Raw genomic sequence first — 22,917 nt, forward strand, 5'->3', positions numbered from 1 at the left:
CCCCCCCCCCCCCCCCCCCCCCCCCCCCCCCCCCCCCCCCCCCCCCCCCCCCCCCCCCCCCCCCCCCCCCCCCCCCCCCCCCCCCCCCCCCCCCCCCGGAGGCGCGCCGGCTCACCACGCCTCCGGCAGGTCGACCAGCAGCCGGCGGCGGGCGGCGTCGGCCGGCAGCGGGTCGGGCCACAGCGGCGGCAGGTAGCCCGAGCGCGGCCCGTACTCGACGGCGTAGCGCTCGTTCGGCCAGGTCAGGAAGCCGTCGCGGTACAGCGGGTTGGGCGCCAGCGGCGGCAGCGGTTCGCCCAGGTCGGCCGGCGCGGGGGTCCGCGGGTCCCCGGCGACCAGGGCCACCGCCTCGCTGGCGCGCAGCTCCGCGGGCGGCGCCGGGCGCGGCGGGCGGCGCTCGAGCAGCGAGCGGGTCAGCTCGTCGTCGTCGTAGAGCAGGTCGGTGCCCAGCACCCGCGCGTAGTCCTCCGGCGGCAGCGGCTCCCCGTGCGGGTCGGCGACGTGCGCGTGCCCGACGACGACGGTGCCGCCGTCCCCGGCCAGCGCGCGCATCGCCGCGGCCGCGGCCGGCTTGTCGCGGAGGAAGTAGAAGGCGTCGTGGCACATGACGTACGCGGGGGTGCCGACGGCGAGCGACGGCGCGGCGGTGAGGTCGGCGCACACGTAGCGCGCCGACGGGCAGACGAACCGCCGCGCCAGCCACAGCTTGGCCCAGACGACGTCGACGCCGAGCAGGTCGCGCACCCCGCGGCGGGACAGCTCGCGCAGGTGCGCGCCGATCCCGCAGGCGACGTCGACCACCGGCCGGTCCCCGGGCCAGTGCGCCTGCAGCAGCGCGAGGCCGGCCAGGTGGGTCGGGTCCGACCAGCGGTGCGCGAAGTAGTCGGCGACCCGTCCCATGCCGAGCAGGGCCATCGCCTCGCGCAGCGTGCGCGCGAAGGGGACCAGCGCCAGCTGCTCCGGCGGGGGCGGCGGCGCGGTCCACCAGTCGTCTGCGTCGGCGAGCAGCAGCACCCGCGCCCGGTCGGCCTCCCCGGCGGCCACCAGCCCGGCGACCTCCGCGCGCAGGTCGTCGCGGCCGGCGCGGGCGAACGGGATCCCGTCGACGACGGGCACGTCGAGGGCGAGGCTCACAACCCGGCCGCTCCCAGGACCTCGAGGTGGTAGGCCTGCACCGGCCCGGCGTGCACGAGGTCGAGGTCGTCGAGCGCCTGTGCGGCGGTGAAGGCCGCGGCCAGCGCGTGGTGGTGCACCTGCAGCACCCGGTCGAGGACGTCGGCGGCGTGGAAGGCCCGGGCCTCGGGCACGTCGGCGCCCGGCCGCAGCGCCAGCACCCCGCGCACCCGGTCCGCCAGCGCGGCCGGCAGCGCGGCCAGCTCCCGCTCCTCGAGCGTGGCCATCACCCGCTCCAGCGCGTCACCGAGCAGCACCTCGCCGGCGAACCCGGCGTCGGGCAGGACGACGTTGTGCAGGTGGTGGGCGAGGCCCAGCAGGAACGGCGCGACCGGGTCGGCGCCGACCACCGGCGCGACCAGCACCCCGTAGACGGCGACGGTCAGGCAGTGGTCGCCGTGGCTCTCCGGCGGCTCGACCACGATCCGCGGCTTCCCGGGCGCGGTCGCGCCCGCACGCGGCTGGGCGTTGAGCGCACCGGCCAGGGCGGGCGGGGATGCCGGCGCCGGCAGCGGGCCGAGCGCGGCGCGCAGCCGGTCCCGCAGACCGGCGTCCAGCGGGCCGGCCACCTCGTCGAAGCCGCGGCGCAGCACCGCGAGGGCCTCGTCGCCGGAGAGCCCGGCGGCGGTCAGCACGCCGGCGTCGACGCCGGCCAGCCGGGCGCGGGCGACCGCGGCCGCCGTCTCCGACCACACGACGCCGGCGACGTCCTCGCCCGCCACCAGCCGCGCCCAGGCGCGGGCGAAGGCCTGCTCGGCGAGCGAGCCGGGCGAGCCGGCGACGCGCACCCGCTTGGCGTCGCCGATCTCGGCCAGCAGCGGGCGCAGCGCGGCGATCGGGGCGAGCGTCCCGGCGGGGGAGGGGGCGAGTCCGGTCACCGCGCGGGGGCGCCGGCGGCCAGCCACTCGAGCAGCGTCGCCTCCTGCGTGTGGAACGCGTGCTCGGGGACGCTGCCGTCGGCGGTCATCGGGGCCTTGAAGAACCAGCCCAGCTGCCGCTGGATCCCGCCCTCGCCGCGCTGCTGCGCGAGGTCGGTGAGCCGGGCGAGCTCCAGCGCCAGGGGGGCGGCGAGGATCGAGTCGCGGCACTGGAAGTCGACCTTGACCTGCATCCGCTGCCCGAGGAAGCCGACCAGGTCGATGGCGTCCCAGGCCTCCTTCTGGTCCCCGCGGGGCCGGTAGTAGTCGATCCGGACCACGTGGTCCTCGACCGGGTAGCCGAGGATCGAGTCCAGCACGCTGCCCTTGGTCTGCAGCTTGCTGTTGAGCGAGTCGGGGTCGTCGAGGGCCAGGCCGTCGCGGTTGCCGAGGATGTTGGTGGAGTACCAGCCCTCGACGGTGAGCGAGCGGGCGCGGAACGCCGGCGCGAGGACGGTCTTCATCATCGTCTGGCCGGTCTTGCCGTCCTTGCCGGCGACCGGGACGCCGCGCTGCTCGGCCAGGGCGACCAGCGCCGGGACGTCGGCGGCCAGCGACGGCGTGAAGTTGACGTAGCCGACGCCCTCGGCGATCGCGGCGTAGGCGTAGACCATCGCCGGGGTGATCGCGCGGTCGTCGGCGTCCAGCCCGGCCTCGAACGCCTCGACCGTCTGCAGCGCGGGCGCCGTCGGGTCGGGCCAGCGCTCGGTCGAGGCGAGGTTGACCAGCACCAGGCCGTCGAGGGCCTCCTCCTCGCGGAACCGCCGCAGGTCGGCGCGGACGGCGTCGACCTGGTCGCGGCGGGTCTCGGCGAGCACCACGTTGCCGCCGGTGACGTTGCGGCAGAAGTCGGCATCGCCGGCGGCGGGCCACGGGGTCAGCGCCGACAGCGCGGGCCCGGCCTGCTCGAGCTGGCGGGAGTCGAGGACCGCGTGCTGGTCGGCGGCCTTGCGCAGGTCGGACCCGTCGAGGTCCCAGCCGCGGACGACGAGCGCGTCGTAGCCGACCAGGCCGGTGGTCTCCTCGACCGGCCCGCCGGCCACCTCCAGCCCCGCGAGCGGCAGCCCGTCGGTGCCCGCGGCCCCGATCCGGAGGAGCTCCAGCCCGGCGACGGCGGTCGTGGCGACCGCGCCCCCGAGTCCGACCACAGCGACGCCGACGCGACGGGGACCTTGCGACACCACGACCTCCGCACTCCTGCCGGTGGACCGGCTCCACCTGGGGCCGACCCTGGCACAGCGGTTGTGCACTCGCTGGGTGAGTTCAAGATTCTTGCGTTCGACCCGGTCGCGCACGGCGTGTCCTGGACGCGGGGGCCACGATGGGGGCAGGACCCGAGCCGGGAGGTGCCGCCGTGACCGTGCCCCACGCCGACGAGACCCGCGCCGCGATGGTCGTCCCGCGCTTCGCCGTCCGGCAGCGGATCACCGTCATGGTCAACCGCTACGAGGTGCGCGCCGTCGGGCCGGACGGCACCGAGGGCGAGCTGCTGGCGATGGCGCAGCAGAAGCGGCTCAAGCTCAAGGAGGAGGTGCTGTTCACCGCCGACGAGGAGCGCACCCGGCCGGTCTTCTCCTTCCGCGCCCGCCAGCGCCTCGACGTGCACGCCGAGCACGACGTCCTCGACGAGCAGGGCCGCCCGCTCGGCACGTTCAGCAAGCGGTTCGGCGCCAGCCTGCTGCGCTCGACCTGGGACCTCACGGTGCCCGGGCTGACCGCCGTCGGCCGCGAGCGGCGGCCGGTGATCGCCGTGCTGCGGAGGGTGTGGGAGGTCATCCCGTACGTCGGCGACGTCTGGGTGCCGTTCGTCTTCCACTTCGACTTCGTCGACACCGCCACCGGCCGCCCGGTGCTCGTCGTCGAGCGGCGCAAGTCGGTCCGCGACCGCTACGACGTCACCGTCCCCGACCCCCGGCTGGACTTCCGCGTCGCCGCCGCCATGGCCGTGGCCCTCGACGCGCTGCAGTCGCGATGACGGAGTTCCTCGACGACTTCGACGGTGACGACCTGGACCGCGACGTCTGGGTCCCGCACTACCTGCCGCAGTGGAGCTCCCGCGCGGCGACGGCGGCCTGCTACGAGGTCCGCGACTCCTGCCTGCGGCTGTACCTGCCCGACGACACGCCGCTGTGGTGCCCCGGCGACCACCCGCCGCTGCGCGTCTCGGGCATCCAGTCCGGCGTCTTCTCCGGGCCGGTCGGCAGCACGGTCGGGCAGCAGCCGGTGCGTCCCGGGGCGGTCGTCCGCGAGGAGCAGCCGGCGCACTGGGGCTGGACGCCGCGGTACGGGCGGCTGGAGATGCGCGCCCGCGCCACCGTGACCCGGCGGTCGATGGTCGCCTGGTGGCTGGTCGGGCTGGAGGACGCGCCCGAGCGCTCGGGCGAGCTGTGCGTGATGGAGGTGTTCGGCGACGCCGTCGACCCGGTCGAGGGCGCCGCCGTGGGGATGGGCACCCACCCGTTCCGCGACCCGCGGCTCGCCGAGGACTTCGCGGCGCCCCGGCCCGGCATCGACGTGTCGGGATGGCACACCTACGCCGTCGACTGGCGGCCCGACGGCGCGGCCTTCTCCGTCGACGGGCAGGTGGTGCGCGAGGTCGCGGTGACGCCGGACTACCCGCTGCAGTCGATGGTCGCCGTCTTCGACTTCCCGGAGAAGGCGGTGCCGGGGGAGCCCTACGTCGTCCCCGAGCTCGTCGTCGACCGGTTCCGCGGCCGCTGACTCAGACGGGCAGCGGGAAGACCAGCAGCGAGCTCGACGCCGTCGCGACCACCTTGCCGGCGGCGTCGGTGACCTGCCCCTCGGCGAAGGCGACCCGGCGGCCGGGCTTGACGACCGTGCCGACGGCGGTCAGCGGCCCGCTGGCCTGCGTGACCGCCCGCAGGTAGGTCACCTTCAGCTCGATCGACGTGTAGCCGACGCCGTGCGGCAGCGTGGTGTGCACCGCGCAGCCGGCGACGGAGTCCAGCAGGGTGCAGACCAGCCCGCCGTGGACGACGCCGATCGGGTTGTAGACCGACTCGTCGACGGCGCAGGCGAACTCGACCCGGCCCTCCTCGACGGCGACCAGGTCCATCTGCAGCAGCTGCGCGATCGGGGGCGGCGGCAGCACGCCGTCGCGCACCGCCTCGAGCGTCTCCAGCCCGGAGCGCTCCCGGCCGCCGGCCGCGGTGACCATCGGGTCGAACCAGGTGACCGTCCGGGAGCGCGGCTCGCCCCACGCGGCCGGCACGCCGGTCGCCGGGTCGGCCTCAGTGCTCATGCGTCTCGTCCGCCGGCAGCCCGGACAGGGCGCGGCCGGCCGGGGTCAGCACCCGCTCGACCCGCGAGGAGTTGACCGGCTCGCCGCAGGTTCGGCACACCCACTCGGCGTCGACGGTGTGCTCCTCGTGCCCGGCCGGCGCGTGGCTCAGCCGCACCGGTGGCTCCTCGGCAGCCCAGCGGTCGCCCCACTGCAGCAGCGCCTGCAGCACCGGCAGCAGGTCGCGGCCGGACGCGGTGAGGTGGTAGCCCGAGCGGGGCGGGGAGTCGCTGTACCGGCGGCGCTCGAGCACGCCGGCGGCGACCAGCGCGTTGAGCCGCGCGGTCAGCCGGTCCCGGGGTGCCCCGGTGCCGCGGGCGATGTCGCTGAAGCGGTGGTTGCCCAGCGAGACCTCCCGGACCACCAGCAGCGACCACCGCTCGCCGACCAGTTCCAGGGCGGCGGCGATCGTGCACGGGCGGCCGGGCAGGTCCGCGAGGTCGTAGAGCGCGGTCACGTCGTCAGTTTGCACCTCGAACCGACCCGGCGCCACCATCGGGCCCCGTAGAACACCGACGGGCGGGGACCCGTGGGGGTCCCCGCCCGTCGCGGTGGTGCCGGGGTCAGCTCTTCGGCCGTGCGCCGGCGCGCAGGGCGCCGAGCAGGTCGTGGTTGAGCCGGGAGATGTTCTCCATCGAGATGCCCTTGGGGCAGCTCGCCGAGCACTCGCCGATGTTGGTGCAGCCGCCGAAGCCCTCGAGGTCCTGCTGGTGGATCATGTTGACCACGCGGTCGTTGCGCTCGGGCTGGCCCTGCGGCATGAGCCCCAGGTGCGTGACCTTCGCGGCGGTGAACAGCATCGACGAGGCGTTCGGACAGGCCGCCACGCAGGCGCCGCAGCCGATGCAGGTGGCGGCGTCGAAGGCGGCGTCGGAGTCCTTCTTGGCGACCAGGATCGAGTGCGCCTCGGGGGCGGTGCCGGTCGGGGCGCTGATGTAGCCGCCCGACTGGATGATCCGGTCCAACGCCGACCGGTCGACGGCGAGGTCCTTGATGACCGGGAACGCCGTCGCCCGCCACGGCTCGACGTCGATCGTGTCGCCGTCCTTGAACGACCGCATGTGCAGCTGGCAGGTGGTGGTCTGCGGGTGGTTCTCGAACAGGCCGTTGCCGTGCGCGCGGCCGTTGATCATGACGCCGCACGACCCGCAGATGCCCTCGCGGCAGTCGTGGTCGAAGGAGACCGGGTCCTCACCGTCGAGGATGAGCTGCTCGTTGAGCACGTCGAGCATCTCGAGGAACGACATGTCCGGGGAGACGTCGGTGACCTCGTAGGTCACCATCTGCCCCTTCTCCGCCGCACTCCGCTGACGCCAGACACGCAGCTTGAGGTTCATTACTTGTAGCTCCGCTGGGCGAGGTGGACGTACTCGAACTCGAGGTCCTCCTTGTGGAGGACCGGCGGGACGCCCTCGGGCGTCCACTCCCAGGCCGCGACGTAGGCGAAGTTCTCGTCGTCGCGCAGGGCCTCCCCGTCCGGGGTCTGGCTCTCGGCCCGGAAGTGACCACCGCAGCTCTCGTTGCGGTGCAGTGCGTCGACGCACATGAGCTCGGCGAGCTCGATGAAGTCGGCGACGCGGCCGGCGTGCTCCAGGCTCTGGTTGAAGCGCCCGGCCTCGCCGGGGACCTTCACGTTGGTCCAGAACTCCTGCCGGATCTCGGGGATCCGGTCGAGCGCCTTGCGCAGGCTCTCCTCCGACCGCTCCATGCCGCACAGGTCGAACATCAGCCGGCCGAGCTCGCGGTGGAAGGAGGCGGTGGTCCGGGTGCCGTTGATCGACAGCAGCTTCTCGGTCTGCGCGCGGACGCCCTCGAGCGCCTCGACCGCGGCCGGGTGCTGCGGGTCGACCGCACCGAACGGGCCGGAGGCCAGGTAGTCGTTGATCGTGTTCGGCAGCACGAAGTAGCCGTCGGCCAGGCCCTGCATGAGGGCGCTGGCGCCGAGCCGGTTCGCGCCGTGGTCGGAGAAGTTGGCCTCGCCGATCACGAACAGGCCGGGGATGTTCGACTGCAGGTCGTAGTCGACCCACAGGCCGCCCATCGTGTAGTGCACGGCGGGGTAGATCCGCATGGGGACCTCGTAGGGGTCCTCACCCGTGATCTGGGCGTACATGTCGAAGAGGTTGCCGTACTTGGCCTCGATGGCCGGCCGGCCCAGCCGCTGCATGGCCTCGGCGAAGTCGAGGTACACGCCCAGGCCGTTGGGGCCGACGCCGCGGCCCTCGTCGCAGACGTTCTTGGCCTGCCGCGACGCGATGTCGCGGGGGACCAGGTTGCCGAACGAGGGGTAGATCCGCTCGAGGTAGTAGTCGCGCTCGTCCTCGGGGATCTGCCGCGGGTCACGGGTGTCGCCGCGCTCCTTGGGCACCCACACGCGGCCGTCGTTGCGCAGCGACTCGCTCATCAGCGTGAGCTTCGACTGGTACTCGCCGTGCACCGGGATGCAGGTCGGGTGGATCTGCGTGTAGCAGGGGTTGGCGAACAGCGCGCCCCGCTTGTGTGCCCGCCAGATCGCCGTGGCGTTGGAGCCCTTGGCGTTCGTGGACAGGTAGAAGACGTTGCTGTAGCCGCCGGTGGCGAGCACGACGGCGTCGGCGAAGTGCGTGCTGATCTCGCCGGTGATCAGGTCCCGCGCCACGATGCCGCGGGCCCGGCCGTCGACGACGATCAGGTCGAGCATCTCGGTGCGCGGGAACTGCTCGACGGTGCCGGCCGCCATCTGCCGCTCGAGGGCCTGGTAGGCGCCGTAGAGCAGCTGCTGGCCCGTCTGGCCGCGGGCGTAGAACGTCCGCGACACCTGGGTGCCACCGAAGGAGCGGTTGTCGAGCAGGCCGCCGTACTCGCGGGCGAAGGGCACGCCCTGCGCGACGCACTGGTCGATGATGTTGACGCTGACCTCGGCCAGCCGGTGCACGTTGTCCTCGCGGGCGCGGAAGTCCCCGCCCTTGACCGTGTCGTAGAACAGCCGGTGCACCGAGTCGCCGTCGTTGCGGTAGTTCTTGGCGGCGTTGATGCCACCCTGCGCGGCGACGCTGTGCGCCCGGCGCGGGCTGTCCTGGTACCAGAACGACTTGACCTTGTAGCCGGCCTCGCCGAGCGTGGCGGCGGCCGAGCCGCCGGCCAGGCCGGTGCCGACGACGATGACGGTCAGCTTGCGGCGGTTGGCCGGGTTGACCAGCTTCGCCCGGAAGCGGCGCTCGCTCCAGCGCTCGCCGATCGGGACGTCGCGGGGGGCCTTGGTGTCGGCGATCGGGGCACCGACGGTGAACAGGTCGAGGGCCATGAGAGGTGCTCCTACTCGATGATGCCGACGAGGACGCTGAGCGGCGGGATCAGGAACCCGGCGGTCAGGACGACGGCGAAGACGGTGGCGAACGCGTTGACCGTGCGCTCGCGCGTCTTGTTGCTCTGCCCCAGCGTCTGGGTGGCGCTCCAGATGCCGTGGCGCAGGTGGAAGCCCAGGGCCAGCAGCGCGACGACGTAGACCAGGGTGACGAACGGGTTGGAGAACCCGGCGATCGCGCGGTCGTAGGGCGTGGAGTCGGGGCCCTCGGGGTTCGCGACCCCCAGCGTGAGGTCGAGGATGTGGTAGACGATGAACAGCGCCAGGATCACGCCGCCCCAGCGCATGGTGCGCGAGGCGTAGCTCTGGGCCACCGCCTTGCGGGCCACGTACTGGGTGGGCCGGGCGCGCTTGGCCTGCCGCCACAGCGAGATCGCGGCCCACGCGTGGGCGACCACCGCCACCAGCAGGACGACGCGGATGATCCACAGCAGGGTCTGGCCGGGGACGGCCGGCTCGCCGATCCGGCGGATCCACTCCGAGTAGCCGTTGAAGGTCTCCGCGCCGGCGAAGAGCTTCAGGTTCCCGACCATGTGCGCGACCAGGTACAGGACCAGGATGATCCCGCTGACCGCCATCACGGCCTTCTTCGCGACCGAGCTGGTCTTCGCGACCTTCGGGGTCCGCCGCTGGCCCGAGTTCGTCACCGTCACCACGGCACCAAAGTTAGGCTCCATGCCCCCGTGTCGGCCATGTGAACACGACGTGACTCACCTCTCGTAAGGGAACCCTCAGCCCTGGTCAGGACGTTGGTGTCCGCCTGCCGGGGCGTGGGAGCGTGTCGGCACACCCACCCCATCGGAGGAGGACGCGTGGCAGGACCGACCCGGGGCTTCCTCGGCCGACGGCGCGAGCGCGACCCGCGGCTGCCCCCCGGCCAGTACGACGTCGGCCGCGACTGGCCCGTGCTGACCGCCGAGCCCACCCCGCGCATCGCGCCGGAGACCTGGAGCATCACCGTCGACGGCCGGGTGGAGAACCCGACCACCTGGACCTGGGACGACGTCCACCGTCTCCCGCCCTCGGACTACCGCGGCGACATCCACTGCGTCACGACGTGGTCGAAGTTCGACACGCACTTCGCCGGCGTCAGCGTGGACACCCTGCTGGAGGCCGCGCGGCCCACCGCCGACGCGCACTTCGTCATCGCGACGTCGAAGACCGGCTACACCACCAACCTGCCGCTCGAGGACGTCACCGGCGGCCGGGCGTGGATCGTCTGGGAGTTCGACGGCCGGCCGCTGCCGGTCGAGCACGGCGGCCCGGTGCGGCTGCTCGTGCCGCACCTCTACTTCTGGAAGAGCGCCAAGTGGGTCACCCGGCTGACCCTCCTGCAGCGCGACCAGCAGGGGTTCTGGGAGCAGAACGGCTACCACGACCGCGGCGACCCGTGGCGCGAGCAGCGGTACCAGGGTGATTGAGCCGGGCACGCACCCCGGCCTCCGTCGGCGGGCGCCCGCCGGCGGCTGGCGCACGGCGACCGTGCGCGAGGTCGACCGCCCCACCCCGCACACCGTCCGGCTGCGGCTGGAGGTGCCCGACCGCGTCGACCACCTGGCCGGCCAGCACTACGTCGTCCGGCTCACCGCGGAGGACGGCTACCGCGCCCAGCGGTCCTACTCGCTGGCGTCGGCGCCGGGGGACCCGCTGGTCGAGCTGCTGGTCGAGCGGCTCGACGACGGCGAGGTGTCCACCTACCTCGCCGACGTCGTCGAGCCCGGTGACCGGCTCGAGGTCCGCGGGCCGATCGGCGGCTGGTTCGTCTGGGAGGGCGACGGGCCGGCGCTGCTCGTGGGCGGGGGCACCGGCGTCGTGCCGTTCGTGTCCATGCTGCGCACCGCCCGCGAGCTGGGCCGCGAGGACCTGCTGCGGATCGCCGTCTCCACCCGCACGCTGGCCGAGCTGCCCTACGGCGACGAGCTGCGGGCGGCCGGGGCGCTGGTGGTCACCACCCGCGAGCCCTCGGGGATCCGCCCCGCCGGGCGGCTGACCGCCGCGGACCTCGTGCCGCTGTGGGAGCCGGGCCAGACCGCCTACGTCTGCGGGTCGACGCCGTTCGCGGAGGCGGCCAGCCAGCTGCTGATCGGCCTCGGCGTGCCGGAGCCGGACGTGCGGGTGGAGCGCTTCGGCCCCAGCGGCTCGTCCGGCTGACCCGCCCCGCGGCTCAGCGGCGGGCGCGCAGCCAGGAGCCGAGGGCCACGCCGGCCAGCGCCCAGAACGCGCCGGCGCCCACGCCGGCGAGCACGATCCAGAACGGGACGCGCATCTCGTCCTCGTCGGTGCGTCGGGTCGGGACGGGGCCGGGAGCGTCGGTCATGCCGGCGAGCCTGGCCCCCTGCTCCCACCGGGTCCAGGGGCCGCGCGGTCCGTGACCTGCGTCGCGGACGAGAATCGGTGCCATGCCGAGCGCCGTGCCGTCTGCCGTGGCCACCGCCGTCGAGGACGTCGACCCGGGGCTGCGCGAGGCCCTGCTGGCCTGCTGGACCGACGTCTCCAACGCCGGCGGCGCGGTCGGCTTCGTCCCCCCGGTCGGCCGGGACGACGTCGCGCCGGTGCTCGACGCCCTGCTCGAGCGGGTGGCGCAGGGCCGCGAGCGGGTGGTGGTGCTGCGGGCCGACGGCGAGCTGGCCGGCTGGGCGGTGCTGTCGCTGTCGGTCAGCCCGCTGCGCCGGCACTGGGCCACCGTGCTGCGGGTGCAGGTCCACCCGGACCGGCAGGGGCAGGGGCTGGGCCGGGCGCTGATGACCGGGGTGCACGACGCCGCCCGCGACCTCGGGCTGGAGATGCTGCACCTCACCGTGCGCGGCGGCTACGGCCTCGAGGGCTTCTACCAGGGGCTGGGCTACCGCGAGTTCGGCCGGATGCCCGGCGCGATCCGGGTCGCCGCCGGCGACGACCGCGAGGAGGTCCACCTCTACGTGGAGCTGTAGCCCGCCGCCGGGTCGGTGCCGGCGACGGTGCCGCGGGTGGACAGCACCGCCAGGCGGGCGAACAGCTCCTCGGCGTACCAGCCCTCCTGCGCCGTCCGGCGGACCACGGCGGCGTGCTCGGGGCGGTCGTAGGCGAAGGCGTTGAGCGCCGACGCGGAGTCCCAGACGCTGAAGGTGCCCTGCAGGCCCAGCGGCGCCTCGCCGATGCCGACGGCCATGCGCAGGCCCGGCGCCCGGTGCAGGTCGGCCGACACCGGCGGCACCGCCGACCAGAACCGCGCCGCCCGGCGCAGCACCAGCCGCGCCCGGGTCACCGCGGCCACCGGCCCGTCCCAGCGCTGCGGCCGCGGCCGGCCGAACGGCTCGCGGCCCGACCACAGCCCGCGCGCCGCCAGCGGGCGCAGCCGCGCCGCCCACTCCTCGTCGGCGATCCGCCGCCAGCTCGCGGCGACGGGGGAGCCGTCGAGGGCGTCCGCGGCGGCGTCGTCGTCCCAGACCGCCAGCAGGCCCCAGCGGCGCGGGTCGGCGTCGCGGACGGTGAAGGTCCGCCCGTCGCCGGTGCCCAGCAGCTTGGCGAACCGCAGCCCCGGCAGGCGGGCGAGCGCCGGGCGGACCGAGGCCATCCGCAGCACCGCCCGCGGCACGGCACCGCCCGGGACGCCCCACAGGTGCAGGGTCACCGCTTCCGGCTCGGGTGGACGCACGCGGCCGAGGGTAGGTGTGCGCGGTGACCGACCAGCGGCGGATCCAACTCGGCGACACCGACGCCCCCGCGGAGGACGAGGTCGTCCAGGCCTTCGACCGGGTGGTCAGCCAGGGCGCGCAGCGGCTGCACCGCACCTGGCGGGAGGTGCTCACCACCGGTCTCGCCGGCGGCCTGGAGGTGGCGATCGGCGTCCTCGCGCTGCTCGCCGTCTACGCCGAGACCCGCAGCCACCTGCTGGCCGGGCTGGCATTCGGCGTCGGCTTCGTGGCCCTGCTGCTGGCCCGCAGCGAGCTGTTCACCGAGGGCTTCCTGCTGCCGGTGACCGCCGTCGTCGCCGGCCGGGCGAGCTGGTCGCAGCTGGGCCGGCTGTGGGCCGGGACGCTGGCGGGCAACCTCGTCGGCGGCTGGCTGGCGATGTGGGTGGTGGTGCACGGCTTCCCGCAGCTCGGGCCGACCGTCGTCGAGTCGGCGCGGCACTTCGTCGAGTCGCCGCTGGACCTGCGCGCGGTGTGCCTGGCCTTCCTCGGCGGCGTCGTCATCACGCTGATGACCCGCATGCAGAACGGCACCTCCGCCGACGGCGCCAAGATCGTCGCCGCGTTCGCGGGCGCGTTCGTCCTGGCCGGGCTGCAGCTGTTCCACTCGGTGCTGGACTCGCTGCTGGTCTTCGGGGCCCTCCACACCGGCACCGCGCCGTTCGGCTACGCCGACTGGCTGGCCTGGTTCTGGTACGTCACGTTGCTCAACATGGCCGGCGGGCTGATCGTGGTCACCCTGCTCCGGCTGGTGCGCAGCAAGGAGCTGCTCCAGCGGGAACGCGCCGCGGCCGCCGGCGAGTGACCTGCCGGGCTCCCCGGCGCGCGGTCGGCACACTGGCGGCGTGATCGAGGTCGACGGGCTGACCAAGCACTACCGGGCGCGGGTCGCCGTCGACGACGTGAGCTTCACCGTGCACCGGGGCCGGGTGACCGGCTTCCTCGGCCCGAACGGCTCGGGCAAGACGACGACGATGCGCTGCGTCCTCGGCCTGACCCGGCCCACCGCCGGGACGGCGACGGTGCTCGGCGTGCCCTACCGCGACCTCGACGTGCCGATGCGGCGGGTCGGCGCGCTGGTCGACCCGCGGGCGCGCCACCCCGGGCGCACCGCGTACGCGCACCTGCTCGCGCTGGCGCAGGGCAGCGGCCTGCCCGCCTCGCGGGTGGATGACGTCGTCGAGCTGGTCGGCCTCGGCGCGGTGGCACACGAGCGGGTGCGCGGCTTCTCCCTCGGCATGGGGCAGCGGCTCGGCATCGCCGCGGCGCTGCTCGGCGACCCCGAGGTGCTGCTGCTCGACGAGCCGGTCAACGGCCTGGACCCGGAGGGCATCCGCTGGGTGCGCGGGCTGCTGCGCGACCTCGCCGACGAGGGCCGCACGGTGCTGGTGTCCAGCCACCTGATGAGCGAGATGGAGGACACCGCCGACCACCTGGTCGTGCTCGGCCGCGGCCGGCTGCTCGCCGACGTCCCGATGGCCGACCTGCTCGGCCGGCACGCCGCGGTGCGGGTGCGCAGCCCGCAGGCGCCGCTGCTGGCCGCCGCGCTGCGCCGGGCCGGGGCCGGGGTGGCGCCGGAGACCGACGGCGCGCTGCGGGTGGAGGGCCTGGCCCCGGCCGCGGTGGGCGACGTCGCCTTCGCCGCGCGGGTGCCGGTGCACGAGCTGACCCCGGTGGTCGCCTCGCTGGAGGCGGCCTACCTGGAGCTGACCGGCGAGGACGTCGAGTACCGGGCGGGCGCGGCGTGAGGGTCGGCCCGGCGGCGGTGCTGCGCGCCGAGTGGACCAAGCTGCGGACGCTGCGCTCGACCTGGTGGTGCAGCGCCGTCTACCTGCTCGTCGTCGGCGCGTTCGGGTGGCTGGCCGCGGCCACCACGCCGACGGCACCGGACGCGGACGCCGCGGTCGGCGTCGCGCTGATCGGCTTCGCCTTCGGCCAGGTGACGCTCGTCGTCCTCGGGGTGCTCGCGGTCACCGCCGACCTGGGCGGCGGGATGGCGCTGTCCTCGCTGGTCGCCGTGCCGCGCCGCACCCGGCTGCTGGTGGCCAAGACGGCCGTCGTCGCGGCGTGGGCGGCGCTGCTCACCGCGCTGCTGGTGGCCGCGTGCGCCCTGGCCGCGCGGACGCTGGTCGCGGTGCCCGGCGGCGTCCCCCTGGACGACCCGGACGTGCTGCGGTCGGCCGGCCTGCAGGTGGCCGGCGCGGTGCTGGTCACCGTGCTCGCCGCCGGGCTCGGGGCGGTGCTGCGCTCGACCGCGGGCGCCGTGGGGCTGGGCGCCGCGCTGGTGTTCGTGGCCCCGCCCGCGCTGGCGCTGGCCGGCGGCCGGACCGCCGAGCTGCTGTCGCAGGCGCTGCCGGCGCTGCGGGTGGGCGAGGAGTCCTTCCTCGCCGTCCCGACGAGCTGGCCGGTGGGCCTGGCGGTGTCGGCGGCGTGGGCGGTCGCGGCCTGGGCGCTGGGCGCGGGCCTGCTCGAGCGCCGCGACGTCTAGCCGAAGGCGACGGCGCGGAAGGCGTCGAACACCGCCGGCGGCGCAGGCGAGGACCACATCTGGTTGGTCAGCAGGACCGCGGTGGTGCCGGTGACCGGGTCGGTCCACCACGTGCTGCCCAGCCCGCCGTCCCAGCCGAAGGAGCCGGCGTGCCGGCCGCCGGGCTCGTCGGTGCGCCGGACGCCGAGGCCCAGGCCCCAGCCGCCGCCCTCGTCGTCGACCGGGCCGGCCTGCTCGGTGAGCATCGCCCGCACCGTCGGCCCGCGCAGCACCGGCTCCCCGCCGGCGAGCAGCACCCGCGCGAGGACGGCGAGGTCGTCGACGGTGGAGACCAGGCCGTCCCCGCCGTCGGGGAAGGGCGGCGGGGAGGCCCACTGGCCGTCGGCGGGGTCGTACAGCTCCCGGTGGCCGCGCTCGTCCGGCGGCGTCCAGTGCGGACCGAACCGGCCGCGGGCCGGCGCCGGGACGCCGAAGCCGGTGTCGGCCATCCCGAGCGGGACCAGCACCCGCTCGGCGAGCACCTCGGGCAGCGGCCGGCCGGCGGCACGGGCGACGAGGACACCGAGCACGCTCGCGCCGGCGTGGTAGAGCCAGCGCTCGCCGGGCTGGTACGCCAGCGGGACGCCGGCCACCCGGCGCAGCCACTCGTCCGGCGGGGGAGCGGCCTGCGGCGCCGGCGGCCCGACCGGCAGGCCCGCCTCGCCGAGCGCGGCGACGGTCGGGGTGGGCCACGGCGCGGTGAAGTCGATGCCCAGGCCGAGCCGGGACGTGAGGACGTCGCGGACCGTGACCGCCCGCCGCGCCGGCACCGTGCCCGCGGCCGCGTCGGCGGGGTCGGCGAGCACCCGCCGGCCGGCCAGCTCGGGCAGCAGCGCGTCCACCGGCTCGTCGAGGGCCAGCGTGCCGTCGTCGACGAGGGTGAGCGCGGCCGTGGCCACCACCGGCTTGGTCACCGAGGAGATGCGGAAGACGGTGTCCGGCGCCACCGGGTCGTCCCCACCCGGGGCGTGGGTGCCCGCCGCGCCCCGGGCCACCTCGTCCCCGCGTCGCACCAGCCACGCGGCGCCGGGCACCGCCCCGGCCGCCACGGCGCCGACCACCACCTGCTCGATCTCCTCGGCCAGACCCATGCACGGGTGACCGCCCGGTGGGCCCGGGCTCATCGGTCGCGGGCGGCCCGGCGCAGCGTCGCGCGGTAGCGGGCGGTGGCCAGCCGCTGCAGGGCCCAGCTCACCGGCGGCACGAGGCGGGCGGCGGGGGAGGCCAGCCGGGAGAACACCCGGATCGAGGCGACGACGTCGCCGCCGGGGTCGAGCCGGACGGTGAAGCACTCCTCGCCGCTCTCGGGGTGGCCGGGCAGCGAGCCGTAGGCGAAGCCGCGCTCGTCGCCGGTCGTCGACGCCCAGACGACCCGGCAGGGGATGTCGTAGCCCAGCCGCGGCAGCCCCGCGGTGAGGACGACGACCGTGCCCACCTCGCCGGGCGACCCGGTCGCGCGCACCCGGAGGCCGGTGCTGCGCTGCGGCGCCCAGGCGAACACCGCCGCGGCGACCCGCTCGAACGCCGCGCGGCCGGAGCCGACGACCTCGGTCCACGTGCCGGTGCGGTAGCCGGCGGGGAGCTCGGCGGCGCGCGTGGCGCCGACCTCGGCATAGGTGAGCGGCGCGTCGCGCAGGCCCTCGGGCGACACGGCCCGGAACAGGCCCATGGGCCCAGTCTGGACCGGCGTAGGTTGACCGGCACTGTGCTGCCCGCCGTCACCGCCACCCGCTACGTCACCCCGCTGCGCGAGGGTGGCTCGCTGCCCGGGCTCATGGAGGCCGACGACCTCGGCACCTACGTGGTCAAGTGGCGGGCCGCCGGCCAGGGCGTGCGGGTGCTGGTGGCCGAGGTGGTCTGCGGCGAGCTGGCCCGGGCGCTGGCGCTGCCGGTGCCGGCCCTGGTCACCGTCGACGTCGTCCCGGAGCTGGCCGTCGGCGAGCCCGACCCCGAGGTGCAGGAACTGCTGCAGCGCTCGGCCGGGCGCAACCTCGGGCTGGACTACCTGCCCGGGGCCCTGGACTTCGAGGCCGGGGTGGGCGAGGTGGAGCCCGAGCTGGCCGGCCGGGTGCTGTGGTTCGACGCGCTGGTGGGCAACGTCGACCGGGCCTGGCGCAACCCCAACATGCTGTTCTGGCACGGCCGGCTGCAGCTGATCGACCACGGCGCCGCGCTCACCTTCCACCACAACTGGCCGGGGGCGCCGGCCGCCGTCGCCCGCTCCTACGACGCCGCCCAGCACGCGCTGGTCGAGTGCTCGCCGGACCTGCGCGCCGCCGACGCCGACCTCGGGCCGCGGGTCACCTGGCCGCTGCTGGAGCGGGTGCTGGCGCAGGTGCCCGACGACTGGCTGGAGGGACCGGAGCCCGGCGAGCCACCGGCCGCCGTCCGGGAGCGGTACGTGGGGCAGCTGCTGGCCCGGCTGGCCGCCCGGGACGCGTGGCTGCCCGGGGTGGTGGCCGCGGCCGCCGCGGGCGCGGGCGGACGCCGCCGGTCGCCGCGCGGGGAGAACCGGCCGGCGTGGCTGGGCCCGCCCCCGCCGCCGGGGGTGACCCAGCGGTGAGCCGGGAGACCTTCGAGTACGCCGTCCTGCGGGTGGTGCCGCGGGTGGAGCGGGGCGAGGCGCTCAACGCCGGCGTCCTCGTCTACTGCCGGCAGCGCGACTACCTGGGCAGCCGGGTGCACCTCGACGTCGACCGGCTGCGCGCGCTGGACCCGACCGCCGACCCCGCTGCCATCGGCCGCGCGCTGCAGGCCGCCGCCGACGTCTGCGCCGCCGACCCCGCCGCCGGCGCCGCGGGCCGGGAGGCGCTGGGCTCGCGGTTCCGCTGGCTGACCGCGCCGCGCAGCACCGTCGTCCAGCCCGGCCCGGTGCACACCGGGCTCACCGAGGACCCCGACGCCGAGGCCGACCGCCTGCTGCGCCTGCTGGTGCTGCCGGTCAGCGACGAGGGCTGACGGGTCGGTCCTCCGCGACCGGGGCGGGGCCCTCGGCCCGCTGCTTGAGCGCCGCGCCCATGGCGTGGAACGCCGCGAGCCGGTGGCGGTTCAGGGACCGGACGAGCAGCGGGGCCAGCAGCCCCCCCGAACCGGTCCTGCTGCCACAGGCGCACGCCCCCGTCGTGGTCGGTGAGGGTCACGGTGTGCTCGACGTCGAAGAGGCCGGGGACGCCCAGCCGGTCCAGCCGGCTCCACACCCGCAGCCGCCGGAGGGGACCACCTGCCGGACCGTGGGCCGCAGGTGCGACCGGAGGAGGGCGTTCCCTGGCGGCACGCGGACAGACAGCCGGCCTCCCGCGACGACGTCCCCGTCCGCCGCGGTGACGAACGGGTTCCACTCCGCGTAGGCGGGCAGGTCGGTGAGCACCCGCCACACCCGCTCGGGGGTGGCGTCGATGTCGACGGACGTCCTCAGCTCGGCGGCCATCGGGACCATCTCCTGATCGGGGTGCCCGCGCCACGGCGGCGCCCGTGTCCGCGGGGCCGGCGTCAGCCCGGGAGCAGCTCGTCGATCCGGCGGGCGAGCTCCAGGTCGAGCGCGGTCACCCCGTCCGCGGAGTGGCTGACGAGGGTGAGGTGCAGCGTCCGCCACCGCAGGTCGACGTCGGGGTGGTGGTCCATCTCCTCGGCGACGTCCGCGATGGCGACGATCGCGGCCACCGCGGCGCGGAACGAGGCCAGCTGCACCGTGCGGTGCAGGCCGGTGACGTCACCGGACCACAGCGGCAGCGCGCGCAGGCCGGCCGCGACCTCGTCGGGGGACAGGCGGGGCGGCCGGGGCACGTCGGGATGGTCCTACAGGTGCAGCCCGCACTCGGTCTTGCCGCGGCCGGCCCACCGCCCGGCACGCGGGTCCTCGCCCGGCGCGACCGGGCGGGTGCACGGCGCGCAGCCGATCGAGGCGTACCCGATCTCCTGCAGCGGGTTGACCGGCACCCGGTGTTCGGCGATGTAGGCGTCGACGTCGTCCTGCGTCCAGGCGGCCAGCGGGTTGACCTTCACCATGCCCCGCTTGGCGTCCCAGTCGACGACCCTCGTGCCGGCGCGGGTGGCGGCCTCGTCGCGGCGGACGCCGGAGCCCCACGCGGCGTAGCCGGCCAGCGCGCCGGCCAGCGGCTGCACCTTGCGCAGCGAGCAGCACAGGTCCGGGTCGCGGTCGTGCAGCGCCGGGCCGTGCTCGGCGTCCTGCTCGGCGACCGTCCGCGGCGGCGTCACGTTCACGAGCGTGATCGGCAGGACGCTGCTGATCCAGTCGCGCGTGCCGATCGTCTCGGCGAAGTGGTAGCCGGTGTCGAGGAAGACCACGTTGACCCCGGGCACCGCCCGGGAGGCCAGGTGCGCGAGGAGCCCGTCGGCCATCGACGAGGTGACGGCGAAGTCGTCGCCGAAGGTCTCCCCGGCCCAGCGCAGCACGGCGAGGGCCTGCTCGACGGGGTCGGCGATGCCCTCGAAGCGGGCGTCGGCCTCGGCGGCGAGCTCCGGCGTCGGCCGGACGGCGGTCGTCATGCCTGCACTCCTGTCCCGGTGAGCCGGACGGTGAAGGTCCGCAGGCACGCGGCGCAGTGCCACTCACCCTCGTCCCCGTGCGGGGTCAGCTCCTCGTCCCCGCAGTACGGGCAGTGGAACACGGGCAGCTGGCGCTGCCTTCCCGCGCGGCCGCCCGTGTCCTCCGCCTCCTCGCTCACAGCAGCCCCGTCACAGCAGCCAGGCCTCCTCGGCGCGGGCCACGTAGGCGGCGAACCGCTCGCCGGGCTCGCGCCGCTCCAGGTAGCCGCGCAGCACGCGCTCGCAGTAGTCCGCCGTCTCGGCCTTGGTCACCTTGTGGCCGCGGAACTTCCGGCCGAAGGCGGCGTCGACGCCGAGGTGGCCGCCCAGGTGCACCTGGAAGCCCTCGACCATCTCGCCGTTCTCGTCGCGGACCATCGAGCCCTTGAACCCGATGTCGGCGGTCTGGAAGCGGGCACAGCTGTTCGGGCAGCCGTTGACGTTGATGCCGATCGGCTCGTCGAAGCCGGGCAGCCGCTTCTCCAGCTCGGCGTAGAGGTCCTGGGCGTGCTGCTTGGTCTCGACGATCGCGAGCTTGCAGAACTCCAGGCCGGTGCAGGCCATGGTGCCGCGGCGGAAGGCGCTCGGGCGCACGAGCAGGTCGTGCTCGGCGAGCGCGGTGACCAGGTCCTCGACGTGCTCGTCCGGCACGTCCAGGATCACCATCTTCTGCTGGGTCGTCGTCCGGATGCGGCCCGCGCCGTACTCGTCCGCGAGGTCGGCGATCCGGGTGAGCACCGTCCCGGTGATGCGGCCGGTGCGCAGCGCGAAGCCGACGGCGTTGCGGCCGTCCTTCTGCCTCGCGACGCCGACGTGGTCGCGGGACTCGTTCTTCGGCGGCGCGGCCGCGGGGCCGTCGGGCAGCGCGCGGTGCAGGTACTCGTCCTGCAGCACCTGCCGGAACCTCTCCGGGCCCCAGTCGGCCATGAGGAACTTGATCCGGGCCCGGTTGCGCTGCCGGCGGTAGCCGTAGTCGCGGAAGACCGAGGTGCAGGCCGCCCACACCTCGGTGACCTCCTCGGGCCGCACGAACACGCCGACGCGCTGGGCGAACATCGGGTTGGTCGACAGGCCGCCGCCGACCCACAGGTCGTAGCCGGGCTCGCCGTCGGGGCCCACGACGCCGACGAAGGAGACGTCGTCGATCTCGGGCTCGGTGCAGTGGTCGACGCAGCCGGACATCGACGTCTTCCACTTGCGCGGCAGGTTGCTGAACTCCGGGTCGCCCACGTAGCGGGCCACTGTCTGCGCCATGACCTCGGTGGCGTCGACGACCTCGTCCTCGAGGACACCGGCCAGCGGGCAGTTGAGCATGCCGCGCGGGGTGTCGCCGCAGGCCTCGGTGGTCGTCATGCCGACGGCCTCGAGCCGCTCCCAGATCTCGGGGACGTCCTCGATGCGGATCCAGTGGTACTGGACGTTCTGCCGGTCGGTGACGTCGGCGACGTCGCGGCCGAACTCGGTGCTGATGGCGCCGAGCGTGCGCAGCTGCTCGCTGGTCAGCGCCCCGCCGTCGGTGCGCACCCGCATCATGAAGTACGAGTCCTCGAGCTCCTCGGGCTCCAGCACGGCGGTCTTGCCGCCGGGGATGCCCGGGGCCCGCTGGGTGTAGAGGCCCATCCACCGCATCCGGCCGCGCAGGTCGCCGGGGTCGATGCCGTCGAAGCCGGTCCGCGAGTAGATGTCGAGGATCCTCTGACGGACCTCGAGCCCGTCGGAGTCCTTCTTCATCCGCTCGTTCGGGTTCAGCGGCTCCCGGTAGCCCAGCGCCCACTGGCCCTGGCCGCGCTGGGGCGCGTCACGGCGCGTCGGCCGGTTGCTCGGACGGGGAGGTGCGGACACGGTGCACTTCTTCCTGCGCCGTCCGCGCCGGTCTGCACCCGCGCGGGAGGGCGCTGCCAGGTCGGGGTCGCGGCTCCGGGCCGCGGGGGAGGACTGGTGGTCAGCGCGAGGCGCGACAGGCGGCGCTGCTGACGAGAGCGAGGTCGACGTGCAGACGCGCGACGAGGAGGCTGCCGCGGTCCGTCACGCCCCCATGGTCGCACACGTCCGGCCCCGGCCGGTGTGAGCTCGGGGGGCGCCGCTCTCAGGGGCGCCGCTCAGGGGGCGTCGTCGCCGAACGAGCGCCAGGCGCTCTCCACGGCGGCGAGCTCCGCCACGTACCCCGGCAGCTTCCCCGCGACGACGTCGGCGAGCGTGACCTCCTCCAGCACCCGCCGGTAGGCGGCGCGCGCGGCGACCCACACGCTGGCCAGCTCCTCGGCGGCGCCGGGGTAGCTGACGTCCTCGGGCCGCTGCCCGTGCACCTCGGCGAGGAAGCCCTGCTCCACCCGCATGACCCGGGCGATGGAGATCTCCGACGGCGGCAGCGCCAGCCGGTACCCGCCCTCGCGGCCCCGCTGGCTGGTGACCAGCCGGGCGTGCTGGAGGTCGCCGAGGATCCCCTGCAGGAAGCGGGAGGGGAGGCCCTGGTTGGTCGCGATCCGGTCGCAGGTCAGCGCGCCCGGCGCCGCGGCGGCCAGCTCGAGGGCCGCGCGGACGGCGTAGTCGACCCGGGCGGTGATGCGCACGGTGCTCCCTCCTGCGGACCGGCTGCCGGGTCCCGCGGGCCCATCCTGCCCGGTCTGCCAGGGTGACGGCGTGTACCGGCTGCGCTTCACCACGGTCGTGGCGGCGCCGCTGACCGTCGCCTTCGACGTCGCCCGGGCCCTCGGCCGCCCCTGGCCGTTCCCGCTGGAGGAGGTCGAGTCGGTCCGCCCGGTGCGCGACCTCTACGCCGCCGGGCCGGGACGGGGGTGGCGCCGCCTCACCCACGAGCGGCGGTTCACCGCGACCGGGGCCGGCACCGTCGTCGACGAGCAGGTCGACTGGGACACCGGCCTGCCCGGGGCGCTCGGCGGCCTGGTCGACCAGACCGTGCTGCGCCGGCGGGTGCTGCGGGCGATGCGCCGGCACCTCGACGGCTACGCCGCCGCGGCCGCGCTGCGCGCCCTCGACGTCGTCCAGGTGGTCGGCGCGGCGGTCGTCCGCGGGGACCGGGTGCTGGTCGCCCAGCGCGGGTCGGGGCCGCTGGCGGGACTGTGGGAGTTCCCCGGCGGCAAGGTGGAGCCGGGGGAGGACGACGTCGCGGCGCTGGTCCGCGAGTGCGTCGAGGAGATGGGGGTCGTGGTCGCGCCGCAGGCATTCCTCGGCGAGGTGCCGCTGGACGGCTCGGTGGCCGGCGGGGCGCCCGGCGCCTCGACGCTGCGGGTCTGGTGGGCCCGGCTGGCCTCGGGCGAGCCGGTGGCGCACGAGCACCGCGAGCTGCGCTGGGTGGGCGCCGCCGACCTCGACGGCCTGGACTGGATCGCCGCCGACCGCCCCCTGCTGCCCGCGGTCCGCGACCTGCTCGCCCGCCTCTAGACGCACGAGGGGCGCAGTCCCGTGCGGGACGGCGCCCC

29 protein-coding genes are annotated in these 22,917 nt (G+C 75.6%); 11 read left to right on the top strand and 18 right to left on the bottom strand.

Annotation, left to right across the window (positions count from 1 at the left end; all coding sequences use genetic code 11):
• Positions 1-111: 111 nt before the first annotated feature.
• Genes ACI796_RS22275 through ACI796_RS22285 form a run of 3 tightly spaced genes read right to left on the bottom strand, consistent with a single transcriptional unit; the run spans position 112 to position 3,238 of the window.
• Positions 112-1,134: a methyltransferase domain-containing protein gene (locus tag ACI796_RS22275; RefSeq protein ID WP_456943396.1), complete on the bottom strand. Its 1,023-nt coding sequence runs from the start codon at positions 1,132-1,134 to the stop codon at positions 112-114.
• Complete coding sequence (locus ACI796_RS22280) at positions 1,131-2,051, bottom strand: hypothetical protein (RefSeq protein WP_456943397.1); 921 nt, start codon at positions 2,049-2,051, stop codon at positions 1,131-1,133. Before ACI796_RS22280 ends, ACI796_RS22275 begins: the two co-directional genes overlap by 4 nt.
• The gene (locus tag ACI796_RS22285; RefSeq protein WP_456943398.1) at positions 2,048-3,238 is read right to left on the bottom strand and encodes an inositol-3-phosphate synthase; all 1,191 of its coding nucleotides are present in this window, start codon (positions 3,236-3,238) and stop codon (positions 2,048-2,050) included. Before ACI796_RS22285 ends, ACI796_RS22280 begins: the two co-directional genes overlap by 4 nt.
• 206 nt (positions 3,239-3,444) lie before the next feature.
• Between ACI796_RS22285 and ACI796_RS22290 the strand changes: the two genes are divergently transcribed.
• Complete coding sequence (locus tag ACI796_RS22290) at positions 3,445-4,065, top strand: hypothetical protein (protein WP_456943399.1); 621 nt, start codon at positions 3,445-3,447, stop codon at positions 4,063-4,065.
• Entirely contained in the window at positions 4,062-4,811 is a 750-nt protein-coding gene (locus ACI796_RS22295; protein WP_456943400.1) for a glycoside hydrolase family 16 protein, read from the top strand. The genes ACI796_RS22290 and ACI796_RS22295 overlap by 4 nt, the downstream gene beginning before the upstream one ends.
• 1 nt (position 4,812) lies before the next feature.
• On the opposite strand, the gene ACI796_RS22300 is transcribed toward ACI796_RS22295, so the two are convergent.
• The 5 genes from ACI796_RS22300 to ACI796_RS22320 all read right to left on the bottom strand — a co-directional run bounded on the left by ACI796_RS22300 (position 4,813) and on the right by ACI796_RS22320 (position 9,381).
• Positions 4,813-5,352 (bottom strand): PaaI family thioesterase, encoded by a 540-nt coding sequence (locus ACI796_RS22300; protein WP_456943401.1) that lies wholly within the window; start codon positions 5,350-5,352, stop codon positions 4,813-4,815.
• The gene (locus ACI796_RS22305) at positions 5,342-5,848 is read right to left on the bottom strand and encodes a winged helix-turn-helix transcriptional regulator (protein WP_456943402.1); all 507 of its coding nucleotides are present in this window, start codon (positions 5,846-5,848) and stop codon (positions 5,342-5,344) included. Before ACI796_RS22305 ends, ACI796_RS22300 begins: the two co-directional genes overlap by 11 nt.
• Before the next feature lie 106 nt (positions 5,849-5,954).
• On the bottom strand, positions 5,955-6,728 hold the full coding sequence (locus ACI796_RS22310; RefSeq protein WP_456943403.1) for a succinate dehydrogenase/fumarate reductase iron-sulfur subunit: 774 nt from the start codon (positions 6,726-6,728) through the stop codon (positions 5,955-5,957).
• The gene (locus ACI796_RS22315; protein ID WP_456943404.1) at positions 6,728-8,674 is read right to left on the bottom strand and encodes a fumarate reductase/succinate dehydrogenase flavoprotein subunit; all 1,947 of its coding nucleotides are present in this window, start codon (positions 8,672-8,674) and stop codon (positions 6,728-6,730) included. Before ACI796_RS22315 ends, ACI796_RS22310 begins: the two co-directional genes overlap by 1 nt.
• 11 nt (positions 8,675-8,685) lie before the next feature.
• Positions 8,686-9,381: a succinate dehydrogenase cytochrome b subunit gene (locus ACI796_RS22320; protein ID WP_456943405.1), complete on the bottom strand. Its 696-nt coding sequence runs from the start codon at positions 9,379-9,381 to the stop codon at positions 8,686-8,688.
• A 165-nt stretch (positions 9,382-9,546) separates the two neighbouring features.
• Between ACI796_RS22320 and ACI796_RS22325 the strand changes: the two genes are divergently transcribed.
• Both ACI796_RS22325 and ACI796_RS22330 read left to right on the top strand, forming a co-directional pair.
• Positions 9,547-10,155, top strand: a complete 609-nt coding sequence (locus ACI796_RS22325) for a sulfite oxidase-like oxidoreductase (RefSeq protein ID WP_456943406.1) — start codon at positions 9,547-9,549, stop codon at positions 10,153-10,155.
• A 61-nt stretch (positions 10,156-10,216) separates the two neighbouring features.
• Positions 10,217-10,885, top strand: coding sequence for an FAD-binding oxidoreductase (locus tag ACI796_RS22330; RefSeq protein WP_456943407.1), 669 nt, complete (start codon positions 10,217-10,219; stop codon positions 10,883-10,885).
• 13 nt (positions 10,886-10,898) lie between these two features.
• Here ACI796_RS22330 and ACI796_RS22335 read toward each other — a convergent pair whose 3' ends face one another.
• Positions 10,899-11,051, bottom strand: coding sequence for a hypothetical protein (locus tag ACI796_RS22335; RefSeq protein ID WP_456943408.1), 153 nt, complete (start codon positions 11,049-11,051; stop codon positions 10,899-10,901).
• An 82-nt stretch (positions 11,052-11,133) separates the two neighbouring features.
• On the opposite strand from ACI796_RS22335, the gene ACI796_RS22340 reads away from it, so the two are divergent.
• Positions 11,134-11,664 carry an N-acetyltransferase family protein gene (locus tag ACI796_RS22340; protein ID WP_456943409.1) on the top strand — a complete coding sequence of 177 codons (531 nt, stop codon included), beginning with the start codon at positions 11,134-11,136 and terminating at the stop codon, positions 11,662-11,664.
• On the opposite strand, the gene ACI796_RS22345 is transcribed toward ACI796_RS22340, so the two are convergent.
• A complete protein-coding gene (locus ACI796_RS22345; protein WP_456943410.1) occupies positions 11,649-12,368 on the bottom strand; it encodes a monooxygenase in 720 nt (239 codons plus the stop codon). The genes ACI796_RS22340 and ACI796_RS22345 overlap by 16 nt on opposite strands.
• Positions 12,369-12,391: 23 nt before the next feature.
• On the opposite strand from ACI796_RS22345, the gene ACI796_RS22350 reads away from it, so the two are divergent.
• The 3 genes from ACI796_RS22350 to ACI796_RS22360 are packed head-to-tail and all read left to right on the top strand — an operon-like array spanning position 12,392 to position 14,893.
• A complete protein-coding gene (locus tag ACI796_RS22350) occupies positions 12,392-13,210 on the top strand; it encodes a formate/nitrite transporter family protein (RefSeq protein ID WP_456943411.1) in 819 nt (272 codons plus the stop codon).
• Positions 13,211-13,250: 40 nt separating this feature from the next.
• Positions 13,251-14,153, top strand: coding sequence for an ABC transporter ATP-binding protein (locus ACI796_RS22355; RefSeq protein ID WP_456943412.1), 903 nt, complete (start codon positions 13,251-13,253; stop codon positions 14,151-14,153).
• Positions 14,150-14,893, top strand: coding sequence for a hypothetical protein (locus ACI796_RS22360; RefSeq protein ID WP_456943413.1), 744 nt, complete (start codon positions 14,150-14,152; stop codon positions 14,891-14,893). The genes ACI796_RS22355 and ACI796_RS22360 overlap by 4 nt, the downstream gene beginning before the upstream one ends.
• Here ACI796_RS22360 and ACI796_RS22365 read toward each other — a convergent pair.
• A complete protein-coding gene (locus ACI796_RS22365) occupies positions 14,890-16,023 on the bottom strand; it encodes a serine hydrolase domain-containing protein (RefSeq protein ID WP_456943414.1) in 1,134 nt (377 codons plus the stop codon). The two genes, ACI796_RS22360 and ACI796_RS22365, sit on opposite strands and share 4 nt — an antisense overlap.
• Positions 16,024-16,052: 29 nt before the next feature.
• Entirely contained in the window at positions 16,053-16,601 is a 549-nt protein-coding gene (locus ACI796_RS22370; protein WP_456943415.1) for a DUF1990 family protein, read from the bottom strand.
• Positions 16,602-16,625: 24 nt separating this feature from the next.
• On the opposite strand from ACI796_RS22370, the gene ACI796_RS22375 reads away from it, so the two are divergent.
• Positions 16,626-17,495, top strand: a complete 870-nt coding sequence (locus ACI796_RS22375) for a HipA family kinase (RefSeq protein ID WP_456943416.1) — start codon at positions 16,626-16,628, stop codon at positions 17,493-17,495.
• Positions 17,492-17,890 (top strand): DUF3037 domain-containing protein, encoded by a 399-nt coding sequence (locus ACI796_RS22380; RefSeq protein WP_456943417.1) that lies wholly within the window; start codon positions 17,492-17,494, stop codon positions 17,888-17,890. The genes ACI796_RS22375 and ACI796_RS22380 overlap by 4 nt, the downstream gene beginning before the upstream one ends.
• Before the next feature lie 178 nt (positions 17,891-18,068).
• Here the strand turns inward: ACI796_RS22380 and ACI796_RS22385 are convergent, their stop codons facing one another.
• From ACI796_RS22385 to ACI796_RS22410, 6 genes are all read right to left on the bottom strand, one after another.
• On the bottom strand, positions 18,069-18,359 hold the full coding sequence (locus ACI796_RS22385; protein ID WP_456943418.1) for an SRPBCC family protein: 291 nt from the start codon (positions 18,357-18,359) through the stop codon (positions 18,069-18,071).
• Positions 18,360-18,421: 62 nt separating this feature from the next.
• Complete coding sequence (locus ACI796_RS22390; protein WP_456943419.1) at positions 18,422-18,715, bottom strand: 4a-hydroxytetrahydrobiopterin dehydratase; 294 nt, start codon at positions 18,713-18,715, stop codon at positions 18,422-18,424.
• A gap of 12 nt (positions 18,716-18,727) precedes the next feature.
• A complete protein-coding gene (locus tag ACI796_RS22395) occupies positions 18,728-19,438 on the bottom strand; it encodes a phosphoadenylyl-sulfate reductase (RefSeq protein WP_456943420.1) in 711 nt (236 codons plus the stop codon).
• Positions 19,435-19,617 carry a hypothetical protein gene (locus tag ACI796_RS22400; protein WP_456943421.1) on the bottom strand — a complete coding sequence of 61 codons (183 nt, stop codon included), beginning with the start codon at positions 19,615-19,617 and terminating at the stop codon, positions 19,435-19,437. The genes ACI796_RS22395 and ACI796_RS22400 overlap by 4 nt, the downstream gene beginning before the upstream one ends.
• Before the next feature lie 10 nt (positions 19,618-19,627).
• Positions 19,628-21,319 carry a nitrite/sulfite reductase gene (locus tag ACI796_RS22405; RefSeq protein WP_456943422.1) on the bottom strand — a complete coding sequence of 564 codons (1,692 nt, stop codon included), beginning with the start codon at positions 21,317-21,319 and terminating at the stop codon, positions 19,628-19,630.
• A 257-nt stretch (positions 21,320-21,576) separates the two neighbouring features.
• Complete coding sequence (locus tag ACI796_RS22410) at positions 21,577-22,047, bottom strand: RrF2 family transcriptional regulator (protein WP_456943423.1); 471 nt, start codon at positions 22,045-22,047, stop codon at positions 21,577-21,579.
• Positions 22,048-22,117: 70 nt separating this feature from the next.
• On the opposite strand from ACI796_RS22410, the gene ACI796_RS22415 reads away from it, so the two are divergent.
• Entirely contained in the window at positions 22,118-22,879 is a 762-nt protein-coding gene (locus ACI796_RS22415) for a (deoxy)nucleoside triphosphate pyrophosphohydrolase (protein WP_456943424.1), read from the top strand.
• The last annotated feature ends 38 nt before the right edge of the window (positions 22,880-22,917 follow it).

The sequence above is a fragment of the Geodermatophilus sp. SYSU D00525 genome, assembly GCF_054050475.1.